General features: G+C 74.0%; 15 protein-coding genes. 9 read left to right on the top strand and 6 right to left on the bottom strand.

The window, feature by feature from the left end; translation table 11 throughout:
* The first annotated feature begins 63 nt into the window (after positions 1–63).
* The gene (locus BLS70_RS02860) at positions 64–711 is read left to right on the top strand and encodes an alpha/beta fold hydrolase (protein ID WP_091763955.1); all 648 of its coding nucleotides are present in this window, start codon (positions 64–66) and stop codon (positions 709–711) included.
* A 62-nt stretch (positions 712–773) separates the two neighbouring features.
* Here the strand turns inward: BLS70_RS02860 and BLS70_RS02855 are convergent, their stop codons facing one another.
* Complete coding sequence (locus BLS70_RS02855; RefSeq protein ID WP_091763954.1) at positions 774–2,204, bottom strand: xylulokinase; 1,431 nt, start codon at positions 2,202–2,204, stop codon at positions 774–776.
* Positions 2,205–2,328: 124 nt separating this feature from the next.
* On the opposite strand from BLS70_RS02855, the gene BLS70_RS02850 reads away from it, so the two are divergent.
* The 8 genes from BLS70_RS02850 (at position 2,329) to BLS70_RS02815 (ending at position 12,554) form a co-directional block, all read left to right on the top strand.
* Positions 2,329–3,621 (top strand): ROK family transcriptional regulator, encoded by a 1,293-nt coding sequence (locus BLS70_RS02850; protein WP_218122244.1) that lies wholly within the window; start codon positions 2,329–2,331, stop codon positions 3,619–3,621.
* A gap of 38 nt (positions 3,622–3,659) precedes the next feature.
* The gene (gene xylA, locus BLS70_RS02845) at positions 3,660–4,820 is read left to right on the top strand and encodes a xylose isomerase (RefSeq protein ID WP_091763953.1); all 1,161 of its coding nucleotides are present in this window, start codon (positions 3,660–3,662) and stop codon (positions 4,818–4,820) included.
* A gap of 69 nt (positions 4,821–4,889) precedes the next feature.
* Positions 4,890–6,059 carry an ROK family protein gene (locus BLS70_RS02840; RefSeq protein WP_091763952.1) on the top strand — a complete coding sequence of 390 codons (1,170 nt, stop codon included), beginning with the start codon at positions 4,890–4,892 and terminating at the stop codon, positions 6,057–6,059.
* A 192-nt stretch (positions 6,060–6,251) separates the two neighbouring features.
* Positions 6,252–7,832 carry a sugar ABC transporter ATP-binding protein gene (locus BLS70_RS02835; protein ID WP_255362192.1) on the top strand — a complete coding sequence of 527 codons (1,581 nt, stop codon included), beginning with the start codon at positions 6,252–6,254 and terminating at the stop codon, positions 7,830–7,832.
* Positions 7,829–9,001, top strand: a complete 1,173-nt coding sequence (locus BLS70_RS02830; protein ID WP_091763951.1) for an ABC transporter permease — start codon at positions 7,829–7,831, stop codon at positions 8,999–9,001. Before BLS70_RS02835 ends, BLS70_RS02830 begins: the two co-directional genes overlap by 4 nt.
* A 153-nt stretch (positions 9,002–9,154) precedes the next feature.
* The gene (locus BLS70_RS02825) at positions 9,155–10,204 is read left to right on the top strand and encodes a substrate-binding domain-containing protein (protein WP_091763950.1); all 1,050 of its coding nucleotides are present in this window, start codon (positions 9,155–9,157) and stop codon (positions 10,202–10,204) included.
* Between the two features lie 70 nt (positions 10,205–10,274).
* Entirely contained in the window at positions 10,275–11,459 is a 1,185-nt protein-coding gene (locus BLS70_RS02820; protein WP_091763949.1) for a Gfo/Idh/MocA family protein, read from the top strand.
* 87 nt (positions 11,460–11,546) lie between these two features.
* Positions 11,547–12,554, top strand: a complete 1,008-nt coding sequence (locus tag BLS70_RS02815) for a sugar phosphate isomerase/epimerase family protein (RefSeq protein WP_091763948.1) — start codon at positions 11,547–11,549, stop codon at positions 12,552–12,554.
* Positions 12,555–12,599: 45 nt separating this feature from the next.
* Here BLS70_RS02815 and BLS70_RS02810 read toward each other — a convergent pair whose 3' ends face one another.
* From BLS70_RS02810 to BLS70_RS02790, 5 genes are all read right to left on the bottom strand, one after another.
* Entirely contained in the window at positions 12,600–13,019 is a 420-nt protein-coding gene (locus tag BLS70_RS02810; RefSeq protein WP_091763947.1) for a hypothetical protein, read from the bottom strand.
* Entirely contained in the window at positions 13,019–13,507 is a 489-nt protein-coding gene (locus BLS70_RS02805; RefSeq protein ID WP_091763946.1) for a cupredoxin domain-containing protein, read from the bottom strand. Before BLS70_RS02805 ends, BLS70_RS02810 begins: the two co-directional genes overlap by 1 nt.
* Before the next feature lie 158 nt (positions 13,508–13,665).
* Positions 13,666–14,013: a hypothetical protein gene (locus tag BLS70_RS02800; RefSeq protein WP_091763945.1), complete on the bottom strand. Its 348-nt coding sequence runs from the start codon at positions 14,011–14,013 to the stop codon at positions 13,666–13,668.
* A gap of 46 nt (positions 14,014–14,059) precedes the next feature.
* A complete protein-coding gene (locus tag BLS70_RS02795) occupies positions 14,060–14,572 on the bottom strand; it encodes a hypothetical protein (RefSeq protein WP_255362191.1) in 513 nt (170 codons plus the stop codon).
* Between the two features lie 41 nt (positions 14,573–14,613).
* Positions 14,614–16,224 (bottom strand): DEAD/DEAH box helicase, encoded by a 1,611-nt coding sequence (locus tag BLS70_RS02790; protein WP_255362190.1) that lies wholly within the window; start codon positions 16,222–16,224, stop codon positions 14,614–14,616.
* Positions 16,225–16,561 lie beyond the last annotated feature (337 nt).

Raw genomic sequence — 16,561 nt, 5'->3', positions numbered from 1 at the left:
ATACGGACCACAGTCCCGGGCTCCGGCTGGCCCGCGGGAGGCCGGTCGGGTAGACCGCTGAGGATGTCCACCGCGCCCGCCCGGGTCGTCGTCGTCCCGGGTCTGGGGCTGGACGAGCGGTCCTGGTCGGGCGTGCTGGACCGGTTGCCGGCGTCGGTGCCGGCAACCGTCCTCCACCTGCCCGGGATGGGCCGGAGGAAACCGGTTCCCGCGCTGGAGACGCTGGCCGGCGAGGTCCGGTCGCGGCTGGGCGACGGGCCGGTCGTGCTGGTCGGGCACTCGCAGAGCTGCCAGGTCGTGGTGGCCGTGGCCCAGCGGGACGAGCGCGTGGCCGCGGTCGTGCTGCTCGGGCCGACCACGGACCCGCGGCTGCGCCGGCTGCCCGGGCTGGTCGCGGCCTGGGTGCGGACGGCGGTGGGGGAGCCGTGGTGGCAGGTGCCGCGCATCCTCGCCCAGTGGCTGCACACCGGGCCGCGGGCGATGCGTGCGCTGTGGCGCCGGACGGCGCCGGACCGGATCGAGCTGCGGCTGCCGGGGGTCGCCGTCCCGGTCACGGTGGTGCGCGGCACCCGGGACGCGCTGTGCCCCGCGGACTGGGCGACGTCGCTGGCGCGCGCCGCGCCCCGGGGCCGGCTGGTCGAGCTACCCGGTGCGGCGCACATGACGCCGCAGACCCACCCCGCCGAGGTCGTTGCCCTCCTGGTGAGGTGATGGAACGGCCTCGTCCAGGGTCCCGCCCCGAGCGGGCGAAGGTGGGGGGCGAGGAAGTCCTCCTACTGGCCGTCGGTGCGGCCGCGCACCTCGGCGTAGCGCTCGCGCACCCAGGGGGCCGGCGGTGCCTCGAACGACCGCAGCCCCGGCTGCGCCCAGTCCGGCGGCGCGTCGGCACCGGACAGCACCCAGGCGGCCTGCCGCGCCGCGCCGTCGGCCACGTACTCGCCCAGCGGCGGCACCAGCACCCGGTGCCCGAGGATTCCCGGGGCCAGCTGCTGCACGGCGGGGGAGCGGGCGGCGCCGCCCACCAGGAGCACCCGTTCGATCCGGACGCCCTGCGCCGCCACCGCCTCGATGCCGTCGGCCAGCCCGCAGAGCAGGCCCTCGACGGCCGCGCGGGCGAGGTGCGCGGGAGTGGAGGTGCGCAGCGTGAGCCCGTGCACCGCACCGGTGGCGTGCGGCAGGTTCGGGGTCCGCTCGCCCTCCAGGTAGGGAACCAGGACCAGCCCGTCGGCGCCCGAGGGGGCGGCCAGGGCCAGGTCGGAGAGGGTGGCGTGGTCGACGCCGAGCATCCGCGCCGCGGCGTCCAGCACCCGGGCGGCGTTGAGGGTGGCGACCAGCGGCAGGTGGTTGCCGGTCGCGTCGGCGAACCCCGCGACGGTGCCGGTGACGTCGGCGACGGCGGTGGGCGTGACGGCCGAGACGACGCCCGAGGTCCCGATGGAGACGACGACATCGCCGGGGCGGGCGGCCAGCCCGAGCGCGGCCGCCGCGTTGTCGCCGGTGCCGGGCCCCAACGCCGCACCGGAGCCCGCGAGCGTGCCGACCCGCTCGGCGGGACCCGCGACCCGGGGCACGGCGGGGCGGCGTCCGCGCATCGCCCGTTCCAGCAGGTCGGGGCGGTACTGCCCGGTGCGCGCCGACCAGTAGGCGGTGCCGCTCGCGTCGCCCCGGTCGGTGGTCAGCGTGCCGAGTGCACGCCCCTCGGAGAGCCGCCAGGTCAGCCAGTCGTGGGGGAGGCAGACCGCGGCGGTGCGATCGGCGTGCGCGGGTTCCGCGTCGGCCAGCCAGCGCAGCTTGGTCGCGGTGAAGGAGGCGACGGGCACCAGGCCCACCGCGTCCGCCCACGCCTGCCGGCCGGCCGCCTCGTCGCCGTCGCCGAGTTCGAGGACCAGGTCGCGCGCGGCGGCGGCCGAGCGGACGTCGTTCCACAGCAGCGCGTCACGGACCACCTCGCCGTCCTCGTCCAGGCAGACCATGCCGTGCTGCTGGCCGCCGACGGCGAGGGCCGCGACGTCGTCCAGGCCGCCGGCCTCAGCCGCGGCCGCCGCGAAGGCCGTCTCCCACGCGCTGGGTGGCACCTCGGTGCCCGGAGGGTGGGGCGCCCGGCCGCTGCGGACGAGCTCCCCGGTCCCGGCGTCGCGGACGACGACCTTGCAGGCCTGGGTGGAGGTGTCGACGCCCGCGACGAGGCGCCGGGCGCCGGTCATCGGGGCCGCCGGGAGGACATCACGGGCGGACTGTAGCGCCGGTGACCTTGACCACACAGGGGTCGGAGCCTAATTTGTTGACCCGACCGACGAATACGCACGACGAGGTGACAGGGGGACGGCCGTGACGGCTCCACGTCCCCTTTCCGACGGCGCCGCCGGCCGCGGAGCGCCCGCCGACCAGGCCGCCGTCCGCCGGGGCAACCTCGGCCGGGTGCTGCGCCTGCTGCGCGACGAGGGTCCGCGCTCCCGGGCGCGGATCGCCGAGGAGACCGGCCTGAACAAGGCCACCGTGTCCAGCCTGGTGGCCGAGCTCGCCGACCGCGGCCTCGTCACCGCCGGCGACGTCCACCGGGGCGGTTCCGTCGGCCGGCCGGGGCTGCTCGTCCAGCTCGACGGCCGGGCGGTCTGCGCGATCGGGGTGGAGCTCAACGTCGATTTCGTCGCCGTCCTGGTGCTCGACCTGCCCGGCGACGTCCTGTTCGAGCAGCGGGTGGCCCTCGACGTCCCCGCCCTCGGTGCCGAGGCCACGCTCGACGAGGTGGCCCGGCTCGTGGAGCAGGGCCGCGCCGCCACGTCCCACGCCGTCCCGGTCGGGCTCACCGTCGCCGTCCCGGGGCTGGTCCGCAGCGTCGACGGCGTCGTCACCCTCGCGCCCAACCTCGGGTGGCACGACGTGCCGGTGCTCGCGGGCCTGACCGCCCGCATCGGGCCGGGCTGCCCGGTCCGCGTGGAGAACGACGCGAACCTGTCCGCCATCGCGGAGTGGGCCACGGGGCCCGAGGCACGCACGCCAGACCTGGTCTACCTGACCGGCGAGGTCGGCGTCGGCGGGGGAGTGATCGTCGACGGTCGGCTGCTGCGGGGGACCGCCGGGTTCGCCGGGGAGGTCGGGCACAACCCGCTGGGCGACCCCGCGGTCGTCTGCGGCTGCGGCCGGCGCGGCTGCTGGGAGACGGTCGTCGGCCTGGGCGCCCTGCTGCGGGCCGCCGCCGACCCGGGGGACCCCGTGCGCGACTCGAGCCGGGACCTCGAGACCCGGCTGGCCGAGATCGCCGCACGTGCCGACGCCGGCGACCGGCGGACCCTCGACGCACTCGCGGGGGTCGGCGCCGCCCTCGGCACCGGCGCGGCCGTGCTGATCAACTTCGTCGACCCGCAGGTCGTCCTGCTGGGCGGTTACTTCGCCGTCCTGGGCCGGTTCCTCGTGGAGCCGATGACCGCGGCGCTCCGCAGGCGGGTGTTCGCCGCCGACCGCGCCGGCGCGCGGGTCGTGCTCTCCACCCTGGGCTTCACCGCCGCCGTCCGCGGTGGCGCACACGTCGCCCTGGAGTCGGTGCTCGACGACCCGGCACTCGTGCCGGTCCGCGAGCCCCGCACCCCTGAGCCCCGCACCCCTGAGCCGTCGCACCCCTGACCCCAGATTCCGAGCAACCCCCCGGACGGAGATCCCGCATGACGCACTACAGCCCGACCAAGGACGACAAGTTCAGCTTCGGCCTCTGGACCGTCGGCTGGCAGGGCGTCGACGTGTTCGGCGGAGCGGTGCGCCCGCTCCTCGACCCGGTCGAGGCCGTGCACCGGCTGGCCGAGCTGGGTGCCGCCGCGGTCACCTTCCACGACGACGACCTGGTGCCCGACGACGCGACCCGCGACGCCACGCTGCAGCGGTTCAAGGCGGCCCTGGACGAGACCGGCATGGGCGTGGAGATGGCCACCACGAACCTGTTCGGTGCGCCGGTGTTCAAAGACGGCGGCTTCACGGCCAACGACCGCGCCGTCCGGCGCTACGCGATCGCCAAGGTGCTGCGCAACATCGACCTGGCCGCCGAGCTGGGCGCGAAGACCTACGTGCTGTGGGGCGGCCGCGAGGGCGCGGAGTCCGGCGGCAGCAAGGACGTCGCCGCCGCCCTGGACCGCTACAAGGAGGGCATGGACGTCCTCTGCGCCTACGTCCGGGACAAGGGCTACGACATCCGCTTCGCGCTGGAGCCCAAGCCGAACGAGCCGCGCGGCGACATCCTGCTGCCCTCCATCGGCCACGCGCTCGCCTTCATCAACGAGCTGGACGAGCCGTCCCGGGTGGGGCTCAACCCCGAGGTCGGGCACGAGGAGATGGCGGGGCTGAACTTCGCGCAGGGCATCGCCCAGGCGCTGTGGCACGACAAGCTGTTCCACATCGACCTGAACGGGCAGCACGGCCCGCGCTTCGACCAGGACCTTCGGTTCGGGGCGGGCAACCTGCGCGGCGCCTTCTGGACAGTCGACACGATGCTCGGCTCCGGCACGGGCAAGGCCTACGACGGCTACGTCCACTTCGACTACAAGCCCCCGCGGACCGAGGACATCGAGGGCGTCTGGGAGACGGCGCGGGCCTGCATGCGCAACTACCTGATCCTGCGCGACAAGGTGCGGGCCTTCCGCGCCGATCCGGAGGTCGCCGAGGCCCTGGAGGCCGCCAAGGTGGGCGAGCTCGCCGTCCCGACCCTGGGGGAGGGGGAGTCCCTCGACGCGCTCCGGAACGAGGCGCACGACCCGGTCGCCCTCGGCGAGCGCGGCCTGCAGTTCGAGCGGCTGGACCAGCTGGCGATGGAGCACCTGCTCGGCGTCCGCTGAGGGAGGACCCCCTGCCCCGATCGGGCGCGAAGCATCTGCGGGGACGCCGCTCCGTGCCACTATGACCGCGTGGCGTCCACCTCCGCGTCGGCCGGCGCACTGCTGCGGCACGTGCGGACCGGGCGTGCGCGGAGCCGGGCCGACCTCGTGGCGCTCACCGGGGCCTCCCGCAACACCGTCAGCGCGCGGGTGGACCAGCTCATCGCCGCCAACCTCCTGAAGGAGGGCGGCCGGGGCGGGAGCACCGGGGGCCGGCCCCCGACGTTGCTGCAGTTCAACAGCCGGGCCGGGTGCGTCCTGGCCGTCGATCTGGGCGCCAGCAGCGTCGACGTCGCCGTCACCGACCTCTCGGCGCAGATCCTGGCCACCGTCGGGCACCCCATCGACATCGCCGACGGGCCGCGGGCGGTGCTGGCCGAGGTCGACCAGCTGGCGCAGAAGGTGCTTGCCGAGGCCGGGCTGGCCCCCGCCGACGTCTGCGCCGTGGGCGTCGGCGTGCCCGGGCCCGTGGAGTTCTCGACCGGCCGGCCGTCGTACCCGCCGATCATGCCGGGCTGGCACGACTTCCCGATCCCCAGCGCCTTCGGCCGGTACGAGTGCCCGGTCTATGTCGACAACGACGTCAACGTCATGGCCCTCGGCGAGATCGGCGTCGCGGGGTCGGTGCAGGACCTGCTCGTGGTCAAGGTGGGCACCGGCATCGGCTGCGGCGTCATCGTCGAGGGCCGGGTCTACCGCGGGGCCCAGGGCAGCGCCGGGGACATCGGGCACATCTACGTCGGCCAGCCTGGCGGCCGCACCGTCAGTTGCCGCTGCGGCCAGGAGAACTGCCTGGAGGCCATCGCCGGCGGGCAGGCGCTGCTGCGCGACGCCCGTGCGGCGGGGCTGCGCGTCGAGACCGTCCGGGACGTCGTCCAGCTCGCCGCCCACGGCGACGGCGCCGCGCTGGAGCTGGTCCGGGACGCCGGCCGCACCATCGGCACGGTGCTCGCGGCCCTGGTCAACTTCTTCAACCCGCACCGCATCGTCATGACCGGTGGCGTGGCGCGGGCCGGGGTGCCGCTGCTCGCGGGCATCCGGGAGGCGGTCTACCAGCGGTCGATGCCGCTCGCGGCCCGCGCGCTGGAGATCACCGTCAGCGAGGCGCCCGACCTGTCCGGCCGCGTCGGTGCGGCGCGCATGGCGATCGAGGAGTTCCTCGACGAGGACTCCGTCGCGGAGCTCGCCGCCGAGCGCTGACCGTCCCGCCGGTCATCTCCCACCCGGAGGGACGCCTCCGGACGTCGTGCGCTCCGGGGCGTCCGTGTTGCGCCCGTATCTCGGTTCGGTAACCACGGCGGCCGTCGCCCTTGACCGCTTGTGACCGCCCTCATATGTTGCTGCCTCAACCGACTAATGATCAATGGTGAGCAAAAGTCTGGAGAACGACGCGTGACCGAACCGGATCGACCGGCCGTGGGGGGCACCCCGCTGCTGGAGATGCACGGCATCGTCAAGACGTTCCCGGGAGTGCGCGCCCTCGACGGCGTCGACCTGGACGTGCGCGCCGGTGAGGTCCACTGCCTGCTCGGCCAGAACGGCGCCGGCAAGTCGACGCTGATCAAGGTGCTGGCCGGTGCCCACCAGCCCGACGCCGGCCGGATCACCTGGCGCGGCGAGGAGGTCACCCTCGGCAGCCCGCAGGCGGCGATGAGCCTGGGCATCGCCACGATCTACCAGGAGCTCGACCTGGTCTCCGGCCTCACGGTGGCCGACAACATCTTCCTGGGCCGCGAGCAGTCGCGGTTCGGCATCACCCGCCCGGCCGCGGCCAACAAGGCGGCGTCCCGGCTGCTCGCCCGGCTCGGCCACCCCGAGATCCGGCCCACCGCCGAGGTGGGCTCGCTCCCGGCCGCCTCGCAGCAGATGGTCAGCATCGCCCGGGCGCTGTCGCAGGACGCCAAGCTCATCGTCATGGACGAGCCGTCCGCCGTCCTCGACAACGAGGAGGTGGAGCGGCTCTTCGCCGTCGTCCGCGACCTCACCGCCAACGACGTCGCCGTCGTCTACATCTCCCACCGGCTGGAGGAGATCCGCCAGGTCGGCGACCGCATCACCGTCCTCAAGGACGGCCGCACGGTCGCCACCGGGCTGCCCGCCCGCGAGACGCCGACCCGCGAGGTCATCACGCTGATGACCGGCCGCGACATCGAGTACGTCTTCCCGGAGCGGCGGGCCGAGGTCGGCCGCGACGAGGCGCCGCTGCTCGAGGTCGAGGGCCTGGGCCTGCGCGGCAGCTTCGCCGACGTCTCCTTCAGCGTCCGCCCCGGCGAGATCCTCGGCCTGGCCGGCCTGGTGGGAGCGGGGCGCTCGGAGATCCTCGAGACCGTCTTCGGCGCCCGTCGGGCGACCACCGGCACCGTCCGCGTCGGCGGCAAGAAGCTGCGCAACGGCGACGTCGGCAGCACGGTCGCCGCCGGGGTCGGGCTGGCGCCGGAGGAGCGCAAGAGCCAGGCGCTGCTGCTCGGGGACTCGGTCTACCGGAACATCAGCATCTCCAGCCTGGCCCGCTTCGCCCGTGGCGGCTTCCTCGCCCGCGGCGCCGAGCGCTCCGCGGCCCAGGAGCTGACCCGCTCCCTGGACGTGCGCCCCGCCGACGTCGACCGCGAGGTCCGCACCCTGTCCGGCGGCAACCAGCAGAAGGTCGTCCTGGCCCGCTGGCTGCTGCGCGACTGCCGGGTGCTGCTCCTCGACGAGCCCACCCGCGGTGTCGACGTCGGTGCCCGCTCGGAGATCTACGCGCTGGTGCGCGATCTGGCCGACCGCGGCGTCGCCGTGGTGGTGGTCTCCAGCGAGATCCCCGAGGTCCTGGGGCTGGCCGACCGCGTGCTGGTGATCGCCGACGGCGCGGTCGTCGCCGAGGAGCGGGCCGACGCGCTCGACGAGCACCGGGTGCTCGACCTGGTCATGGAGGGGACCGCCCACCGGGGCACCCCGGTCGCAACGATGCAGCACGAAGGGGACGTGGCATGAGCAGCAGCACCACGGCGACGACCGGAGGCGCGACGGACGTGTCCGCGGCTCCGGTCGGCGACGGCCGGGACGCCGGCAAGGGGCCGGGCTTCATGTCCGGACCGGTCGGCCGCAACCTCGGCCTCGTCGTCGCGCTGGCCATCCTGTGCGCCGTCGGACTGATCACCGCCGGTGACCGCTTCGCCGACCTCGACAACATCACGACGATCCTGCGCGGAGCGTCGATCGTCGGCGTGGTCAGCATCGGCATGACCTTCGTGATCATCGGCGGCGGGATCGATCTGTCGGTCGGCGCCATCGCGGCGCTGTCGTCGGTGTGGGCCACCACCTTGGCCACGCAGCAGCTCGCCGAGGACGTGCACTGGATCGTCATGGTGTTCACCGCACTCGCCGTCGGCGCGATCGCGGGCCTGGTCAACGGCCTGGTGATCGCCTACGGCAAGCTGGCCGCCTTCATCGCCACGCTGGCCATGCTCACCGCGGCCCGGGGCCTCGCCGAGATCATCGCCAACCGCCGGACGCAGATCGTCCGGGACAGCGCGTTCCTCGACTTCTTCTCCGGCGACGTGCTGGGCATCCCGACGCTGGTGATCATCTTCGCGCTGGTCGCCATCGCGGGCTGGATCCTGCTGAACCGCACCACGTTCGGCCGGCGCACCTTCGCCGTCGGCGGGAACGCCGAGGCCGCCCGGCTCGCCGGCATCCGGGTGCAGCGGCACACCGTGAAGCTCTACGTCCTCTCCGGCATCACCTGCGGCATCGCGGCCGTGATGATCATGGGCCGGACGACGACCGGCAGCTCCACGCACGGCACGCTGTGGGAGCTGGAGGCCATCGCCGCGGTCGTCATCGGCGGCACGCTGCTGATCGGCGGGCGGGGCACGATCGTCGGCACCGTCCTCGGCGTGATCATCTTCTTCACGCTCGGCAACGTCTTCACGCTCAACGACCTGTCGAGCTCCGCGCAGGCCGTGGCGCGCGGCGTCATCATCGTCGCCGCCGTCCTGCTCCAGCAGCGCCTGGCCACCGGCAGCTTCACCTTCCGCCGACCAGGCGACGGCCCCGCCGGTGGCGGCCTCGTCCAGGGCAGCCCCGCCGGCGCGGTCTCCGGCGGCACGAGCGACCCGGGTGGCCCCGGCGGCGCCCGACCCGGCGTCCCCACGACCTGACCGGGGTGCGGTGACCTCTCACCGCCGCACCCCGGCCAGCACCACCCGGCGGGCTCCCGCTCGCCGGACCCCGCACCTCTCCACCCGCACGTCCGACAAGCCCGACGACCTGGCGGTCCAGCCAGGGAGGCGAACACCCCCGAGGAGATCCCCATGTCTGCAGCGAGGCAGCGTCCCTTCCGCCGGATGACCTTCACCGCGGTCGCCCTGATGAGCGCCGGTGCCCTGGTCGCCGGGTGCACCGGCAACGAGCCGGAGAACTCGGGCGGCGGCGGCAACAACGCCGCCAGCAACAACGACGAAGAGGGCGACAGCGTCGTCATCGGCTTCTCGGCCCCGGCGGCCGACCACGGCTGGATGGCCGGCATCACCGAGGCCGCCCGCGCCGTCGACGACGAGTACGACGACGTCGAGCTCCGCGTCGCCGAGGGCACCAACGACGTCGGCGCCCAGATCACCCAGGTCGAGACGTTCATCAACGACGGCGTGGACGCCATCGTCCTGCTGCCCTTCGACGGCGACGCCCTGACCCCCGTGGCGCTCCGGGCGATGGAGGCCGGCATCCCGGTCATCAACGTCGACCGCGAGTTCAACAGCCCCTTCGCCGCCCGCACCACGATCCTCGGCGACAACTACGGCATGGGCGTCTCGGCCGGCACCTACATCTGCGAGGAGCTCGGCGACCAGCCCGACGCCGTCATCGCCGAGATCGCCGGCATCGACTCGCTGCCCCTGACCCAGGACCGCAGCCAGGGCTTCGCCGACGCGCTGGCCGACTGCGGCCTCGAGGTGAGCAACCGCGTCGCGGCCGAGTTCACCGTCGAGTCCGGCGAGGCCGAGGCGGCCAACCTCCTCCAGGCCGCCCCGCAGATCGACGCCATCTGGAACCACGACGACGACCAGGGCGTCGGCGTCCTGGCCGCCATCGAGAACGCCGGCCGCGACGAGTTCTTCATGGTCGGTGGCGCCGGCTCGGCGAACGCGATGCGGGCGATCCAGGAGGGCGACTCCGTCCTCCGGGCGACCGTCATCTACCCGCACACCCAGGCGGCCGACGGCGTCCGGCTGGCCCGCCTCATCGCCCAGGGCAAGGGCGTGGCCGACCTGAACTCCCAGGGCGTGCCGCGCGAGATCGTGCTCAACGCGCCGGTGGTCACCGCCGACAACGTCGACGAGTTCCTCGACGCCGCGTTCGAGTCCTGATCGACTGATCCGGAGCCGCCGGGTGGGTGCACCCACCCGCCCGGCGGCTCCGCTCCACCCAGGAGCCCCCATGACCCGCACGCTCGGCACGCCGGCCCTGAACGTGGCCCTGATCGGCTACGCCTTCATGGGCGCGGCCCACTCCCACGCCTGGCGCACCGCCCCCCACTTCTTCGACCTGCCGCTCCGCCCGGACCTGACCGTGCTCGCCGGCCGCAACCAGGCCGCGGTCACCGAAGCCGCCGCCAAGCTGGGCTGGTCGAGCACCGAGACCGACTGGCGCCGGGTGCTCGAGCGCGACGACGTCGACCTGGTCGACGTCTGCACCCCCGGTGACACGCACGCCGAGATCGCGATCGCCGCGCTCGAGGCCGGCAAGCACGTCCTGTGCGAGAAGCCGCTGGCCAACAACGTGGCCGAGGCCGAGGCGATGGCCGACGCCGCGGCGAAGGCCGCCGCCCGCGGTGTGCGCTCGATGGTCGGCTTCACCTACCGCCGGGTGCCCGCCATCGGGCTGGCCCGGCAGCTGGTCGCCGAGGGCCGGCTCGGGCAGATCCGCCACGTGCGGGCCCAGTACCTGCAGGACTGGATCGCCGACCCCTCCGCCCCGATGTCCTGGCGGCTGGACAAGCAGAAGGCCGGCTCCGGCGCGCTGGGCGACATCGGCGCGCACATCGTCGACCTGACCCAGCACATCACCGGCCAGACGCTCACCGGTGTCAGCGCGCTGCTCGAGACCTTCGTCAAGGAGCGCCCTCTGCCGGCGGCCGCCGGTTCGCTGTCCGGCGTCGCGGGCGAGGGGACCGGCACGGTCACCGTCGACGACGCCGCGGTGTTCCTCGGCCGGTTCTCCGGCGGTGCGCTGGCCAGCTTCGAGGCCACCCGCTTCGCCCTCGGCCGGAAGAACGCCATCCGGATCGAGATCAACGGCTCGCGGGGCAGCCTGGCCTTCGACTTCGAGGACATGAACGTCCTGCACTTCTTCGACGGCGACGAGCCCGACGAGACCGCCGGTTTCCGCCGCATCGTCGTCACCGAGCCCGGCCACCCCTACGTCGGTGCCTGGTGGCCGGCCGGGCACGGGCTGGGCTACGAGCACGGCTTCACCCACCAGGTCGTCGACCTGGTGACCGCCATCGCGGCGGAGGAAGACCCGACGCCGTCCTTCGCCGACGGGCTGCAGGTGCAGCGGGTGCTCGACGCCGTCGAGCGCAGCGCCGCCGCCAACTCTGCCTACACCGAGATCAAGGCATAAGGACCTCGTCCCACCCACCGCTCGCACGCTCGCGGCGGTGCCCTGGACGAGGCCGAACCGCACACCCGAACGAGAGGACCATCGCTGATGCCCCGTCCCGTCACGCTGTTCACCGGCCAGTGGGCCGACCTGCCGTTCGAGGAGGTGGCCCGGCTCGCCTCGGAGTGGGGCTACGACGGCCTGGAGATCGCCTGCTGGGGCGACCACCTCGACGTCGAGCGCGCCGCGAACGACGAGTCCTACGTGCAGGAGAAGCTCGACCTGCTGAAGCGCTACGGCCTGCAGGTCTTCGCGATCTCCAACCACCTCAACGGCCAGGCCGTGTGCGACGACCCGATCGATGAGCGGCACCGCGGCATGGTGCACCCGCGCGTGTGGGGCGACGGCGACCCCGAGGGCGTCCGGCAGCGGGCGGCCGAGGAGATGAAGCTGACCGCCCGCGCGGCGCGCAAGCTGGGGGTCGACGTCGTCGTCGGATTCACCGGGTCGAAGATCTGGAAGACCGTGGCGATGTTCCCGCCGGTGTCCGAGTCGATGATCGAGGACGGCTACCGCGACTTCGCCGACCGCTGGAACCCCATCCTCGACGTCTTCGACGAGGTCGGCGTGAAGTTCGCGCACGAGGTGCACCCGTCGGAGATCGCCTACGACTACTGGACGACGGTGCGCACGATGGAGGCGATCGGGCACCGGGAGGCTTTCGGTCTGAACTGGGACCCGTCGCACTTCGTGTGGCAGGACCTGGACCCGGTGTCCTTCATCTGGGACTTCAAGGACCGGATCTACCACGTCGACTGCAAGGACGCGAAGAAGCAGGTGGGCAACGGCCGCAACGGCCGGATGGGCTCGCACCTGCCGTGGGCCGACCCGCGCCGCGGCTGGGACTTCGTCTCCACCGGGCACGGCGACGTCCCGTGGGAGGCCTGCTTCCGGATGCTCAACACCATCGGCTACGACGGGCCGATCTCGGTGGAGTGGGAGGACGCCGGCATGGACCGCCTGGTCGGCGCCCCCGAGGCGCTGGAGTTCGTGCGCCGGCTGGCGTTCGACCCGCCGGCCGCGGCGTTCGACGCCGCCTTCGCCAGCGGCAACTGACGGCGAGCGGAGTGGGAGGGCGGAGCGCCGGCCCTCCCACTCCGGTCAGGAGGTCCGTCCCCGCCAGGCCAGGGCGGCGAGCGCGGTGAGGACGACGGTGGCCGCGATCTCCACCCAGAACGACTCCCACCAGTACTGCGCCAGGGTCGACTCGACGAACCCGAACAGCCCGACGGTCGTGGACAGCAGCAGCGCGGCCAGGCTGCCCAGCGCGAAGGCGGCGCCCGCCGCGGCGGCCCAGGGCAGCAGCCGGCGCGGTGCCAGCAGGACGGCGGCCGCGCCCAGCGCACCGAGCGCCGTCTGGAGCAGGAACGCCGGCCCGATGACGTCGATGTCGCGGTAGCCCTGCCGCCACAGGTAGCCGTGGATCAGCGCGACGACGACCAGCAGGGCGGCCCCGGCGACGCGGAGCACCGCTGTCGTGGCCCGGGACTGCCTCTGCGGTCGGTCGATGGCGGCGTGCATCAGGCGACCGTCACCGTGATCTCCATGCCCATGGACCGGTGGCCACCGACGGAGCAGTAGAAGACGTACTCACCGGGCTCCAGCGTGACCGCCAGGGTCTCGCCTCCGCCGGGGCTCAGGACCTCGGTGGCGGCGACGTCCTCACCGTCCCGCTCGACCACGAGGTCGTGGCTGGCACCGCCGTCGTTGGTCACCTCGAACTCGTACTCGCCGGCGGCCATCTCGGTCCCGGACAGCTCGATGTCGAAGTCGACGAGCGAGGCGGTGGCGGCGGTGGTGCCCGTCTCCGCCGGCGCCGACGGCGATCCGCCGGCGCTGGACGAGGGTGCGCTGGAGCTGGACGTCTCCGACGAGCTCGCCGCGGGCGTGCCGCTGTCCTCGTCGGAGCTCCCGCACCCGGTCAGGGTCAGGAGGCCGGCCAGGAGGACGGTCGCCCCCAGCCGTGCGGTGGGGCGGGTCAGTGCGGTGGTCCGGAGCGGCTGGGTCACGGGACGTCCTCGCGGGTGGGTGGCTCCGCCGCCGGGGCAGCGGTGCCCGGGAGCCGCCGCTGCACCGTCGCCGCGTCGTGCGCCCGTCCTCGAGCGTTCGTCCCCGCGCGCGATCCGGATTCCCGCCCGCGAGACGGAGTCGACGGAGCAGCCGTGCGTCAGCCGCCGGGTCGGAGGTCGGCGGCCACCCGGGCGGCGTCGTCCGTGCCGATCAGCGCGGTGTCGAAGCGCTGCCCGGTCAGGCGCAGCCGGACGGCCGGCTGGTGCCGCCGCACCGACACGTAGGTCTTCTCCCCGCGGCGGCGCCAGGTGCCGACGGCTCGCACGCCCGGCAGGCCGAGCCCCGGTGCGCGGAGCCCGCGCACCGCGGCCAGCCCGGCGGGCACCGCCTCGACGGAGGTGATCGCCGCGCGAGGCACCTCGAGGTCGCGCAGCAGCCCGAAGAACTTCTCCGCCCGGGTCAGGCGGATGCGCACGGTCTCCTGCGTCGTCTCGATGGTGGCCACGCCCCGACCGTACCGAGGGACGGCGGCCCGGCCCCCGGACCCGCGGTCAGGCGCGGGCGGCCGCCCTGGCCTCGCGGCGTGCGTCCTTGGCGGCCCGCTTGGCCTGCTTGGCGGCCTTCTTGACGGTGACCCGGGGACGACGCTCGATGAGCCCGCGGGTCATCAGCCCGATGCCGATCCCGACCAGCCAGCTGTCCTTGGCGATGGCCAGCCCCTGCTCGGTGGGAGCGAGGCTCCCCCGCTTCCGCATGCCCGGCGTCTTGAGGTAGAGCCCGAGCAGGCCGCCGGAGAAGGCGGTCAGCACGGCGCCCGCGGTGAACGTGGGCACGAACGGGGTCAGCAGCGCGGCGCCGACGGCGATCTCGGCCGTGGACAGACCCTGCACGAACTGCTGCGGCGGGACCTTCTGCAGGAAGGGATAGGTGCCGGCCGCGAAGCCGTGCAGGCCCGCCGCCGTCTCGTCGTCGGCCGCGCGCTTGCCGAGGCCGCTGTTGAGGATGAACGCCCCCGCGCTGATGCGGGGAGCGATCTCGGACAGGGTGATGGGCAGCTTCAGCATGGGGAGCCAGTGCCCATCACCCGTCCGGTCAATCCAACGGGTCAGCGAGCGCCGCGACGCGAGCGCGAGCTGAAGGACGCGGCCGACGACGAACCGGCGCGGGCCGCGAGCTCGGCGCGGGTGCGGGCCGGGCCCGACGCGCGACCGGCGCCCCCGGAACCACCCGAGCCACCGCGACCGCCACCGGACGCGGCCGGCTTGGCCGCGGAGGTCCCGCGGCCGCCGGAGCCGGCACCACGACGACGTCCGCCACCGGAGCCCTGGGGCTGCTGCTCCACCACGGGTGCGGGCTCCACGAAGGGCGCCGGCGGACCGGTGAGCTCCTCGAGCAGCGGCGCACCGGGCTTCACCTGGCTGACCAGCGGGTTGATGCCGGCCTGGCGGGTGAGCGTGCGCACCTCGCCGACCATGTCGGGGGTGGTGATGGTGACGACGATGCCACCGGCACCTGCGCGGGCCGTGCGGCCGGAGCGGTGCAGGTACGCCTTGTGCTCGGTCGGCGGGTCGACGTGCACGACCAGCGCGACGTCGTCGACGTGGATGCCGCGAGCGGCGATGTCGGTCGCGCACAGCACCCGGGTCGAGCCGTTGCTGAACGCCTCGAGGTTGCGCTCGCGGGCGTTCTGGCTGAGGTTGCCGTGCAGGTCGACCGCGGGGATGCCCTGGGCGGTGAGCTGCTTGGCAAGCTTCTTCGCCTGGTGCTTGGTGCGGGTGAACAGCACGCTGCGACCCAGGCCCGAGGCGAGCTGGCGCACGACCTCGCCCTTGTCGGCCGTCTGCACGTGGAAGACGTGGTGGGTCATCGTGCTCACCGGGGCGACGGCGGGGTCGACCGAGTGGGTCACCGGGTTGCTCAGGTAGCGCTTGACCAGGATGTCGACGCCGTTGTCCAGCGTGGCGGAGAAGAGCATCCGCTGACCGACCTTCGGGGTGCGGTCCATGATCCGCTTGACGCCGGGCAGGAAGCCCAGGTCGGCCATGTGGTCGGCCTCGTCGAGGATGGTGACCTCGATCGCGCCGAGGTCGCAGTGACCCTGGCCGATGAGGTCCTCGAGCCGGCCGGGGCAGGCGATGACGACGTCGACACCCTGGGCCAGCGCCTGCACCTGCGGGTTCTGGCCGACGCCACCGAAGATCGTGGTGGTGCGCATGCCCAGCGCGCGGGCCATCGGGTCCACCACGGCGGCGACCTGGTTGGCCAGCTCACGGGTCGGCACGAGGATCAGCGAGCGCGGGCGCTTGGGCAGCCGCTTGCTGTCCGAGGCGGCCAGGCGGGCGACCAGCGGGATCGAGAAGGCGAGGGTCTTGCCCGAGCCCGTGCGGCCGCGGCCGAGCACGTCCCGGCCGCCGAGGCTGTCGGGCAGCGTGGCGACCTGGATCGGGAAGGGCGCGGTGATGCCGCTGCCGGTGAGCACCTCGACCAGCGGCGCGGGGACGCCGAGGGCCTCGAAGGTGGTGTCGGTGGGCAGGACGGTGGCGTCCGCCCCGACGGGGACGACGACCGGCGCGGGCGCGGCGGGCGCCGGGCGGTCCTGCGAGGTGTGCTGTCCCTGCTGCTCGCCGGCCGGGCGGGGGCCGCGGCCGCGTCCGCCGCGACGGCGCCGGGCGCCTTCAGCGGACGAGGAGGGGGTGTGGCTGGTGGGGGAGGTCAATGGAGTCCTTCGACGCTCGGTGGCTGCACTCCACCTCGCGAGCGCGAGCACCGGCACGACTGCACGAGGGCAGGGCGGGCTCGCATCGTCGGCGAGACGTCGGTCAGCCGGGCGCACCAAGGTGGCGCAGCCTCAGCCCGACGTCGATTCCTGCCGCTCAGGTTGAGCGAGGGCGGCGCCGGTACGTAGTACTCAACCAGAGATCACCCCCGGGTGGTCCCACCGCGGGGGAGTCGCCGGTCACATCGGGTGAGTCACCGGGCCGCAACCCGCTGCTGCACCGGTCATGGCCGGATCTCTGCACAGGGTGGCTGTCCGGCCACTGGTCCGACCGCGA

It is taken from the genome of Blastococcus aurantiacus (assembly GCF_900102425.1).
Taxonomy (GTDB): domain Bacteria; phylum Actinomycetota; class Actinomycetes; order Mycobacteriales; family Geodermatophilaceae; genus Blastococcus; species Blastococcus aurantiacus.
This window is presented reverse-complemented; position numbering and strand designations above follow the sequence as displayed.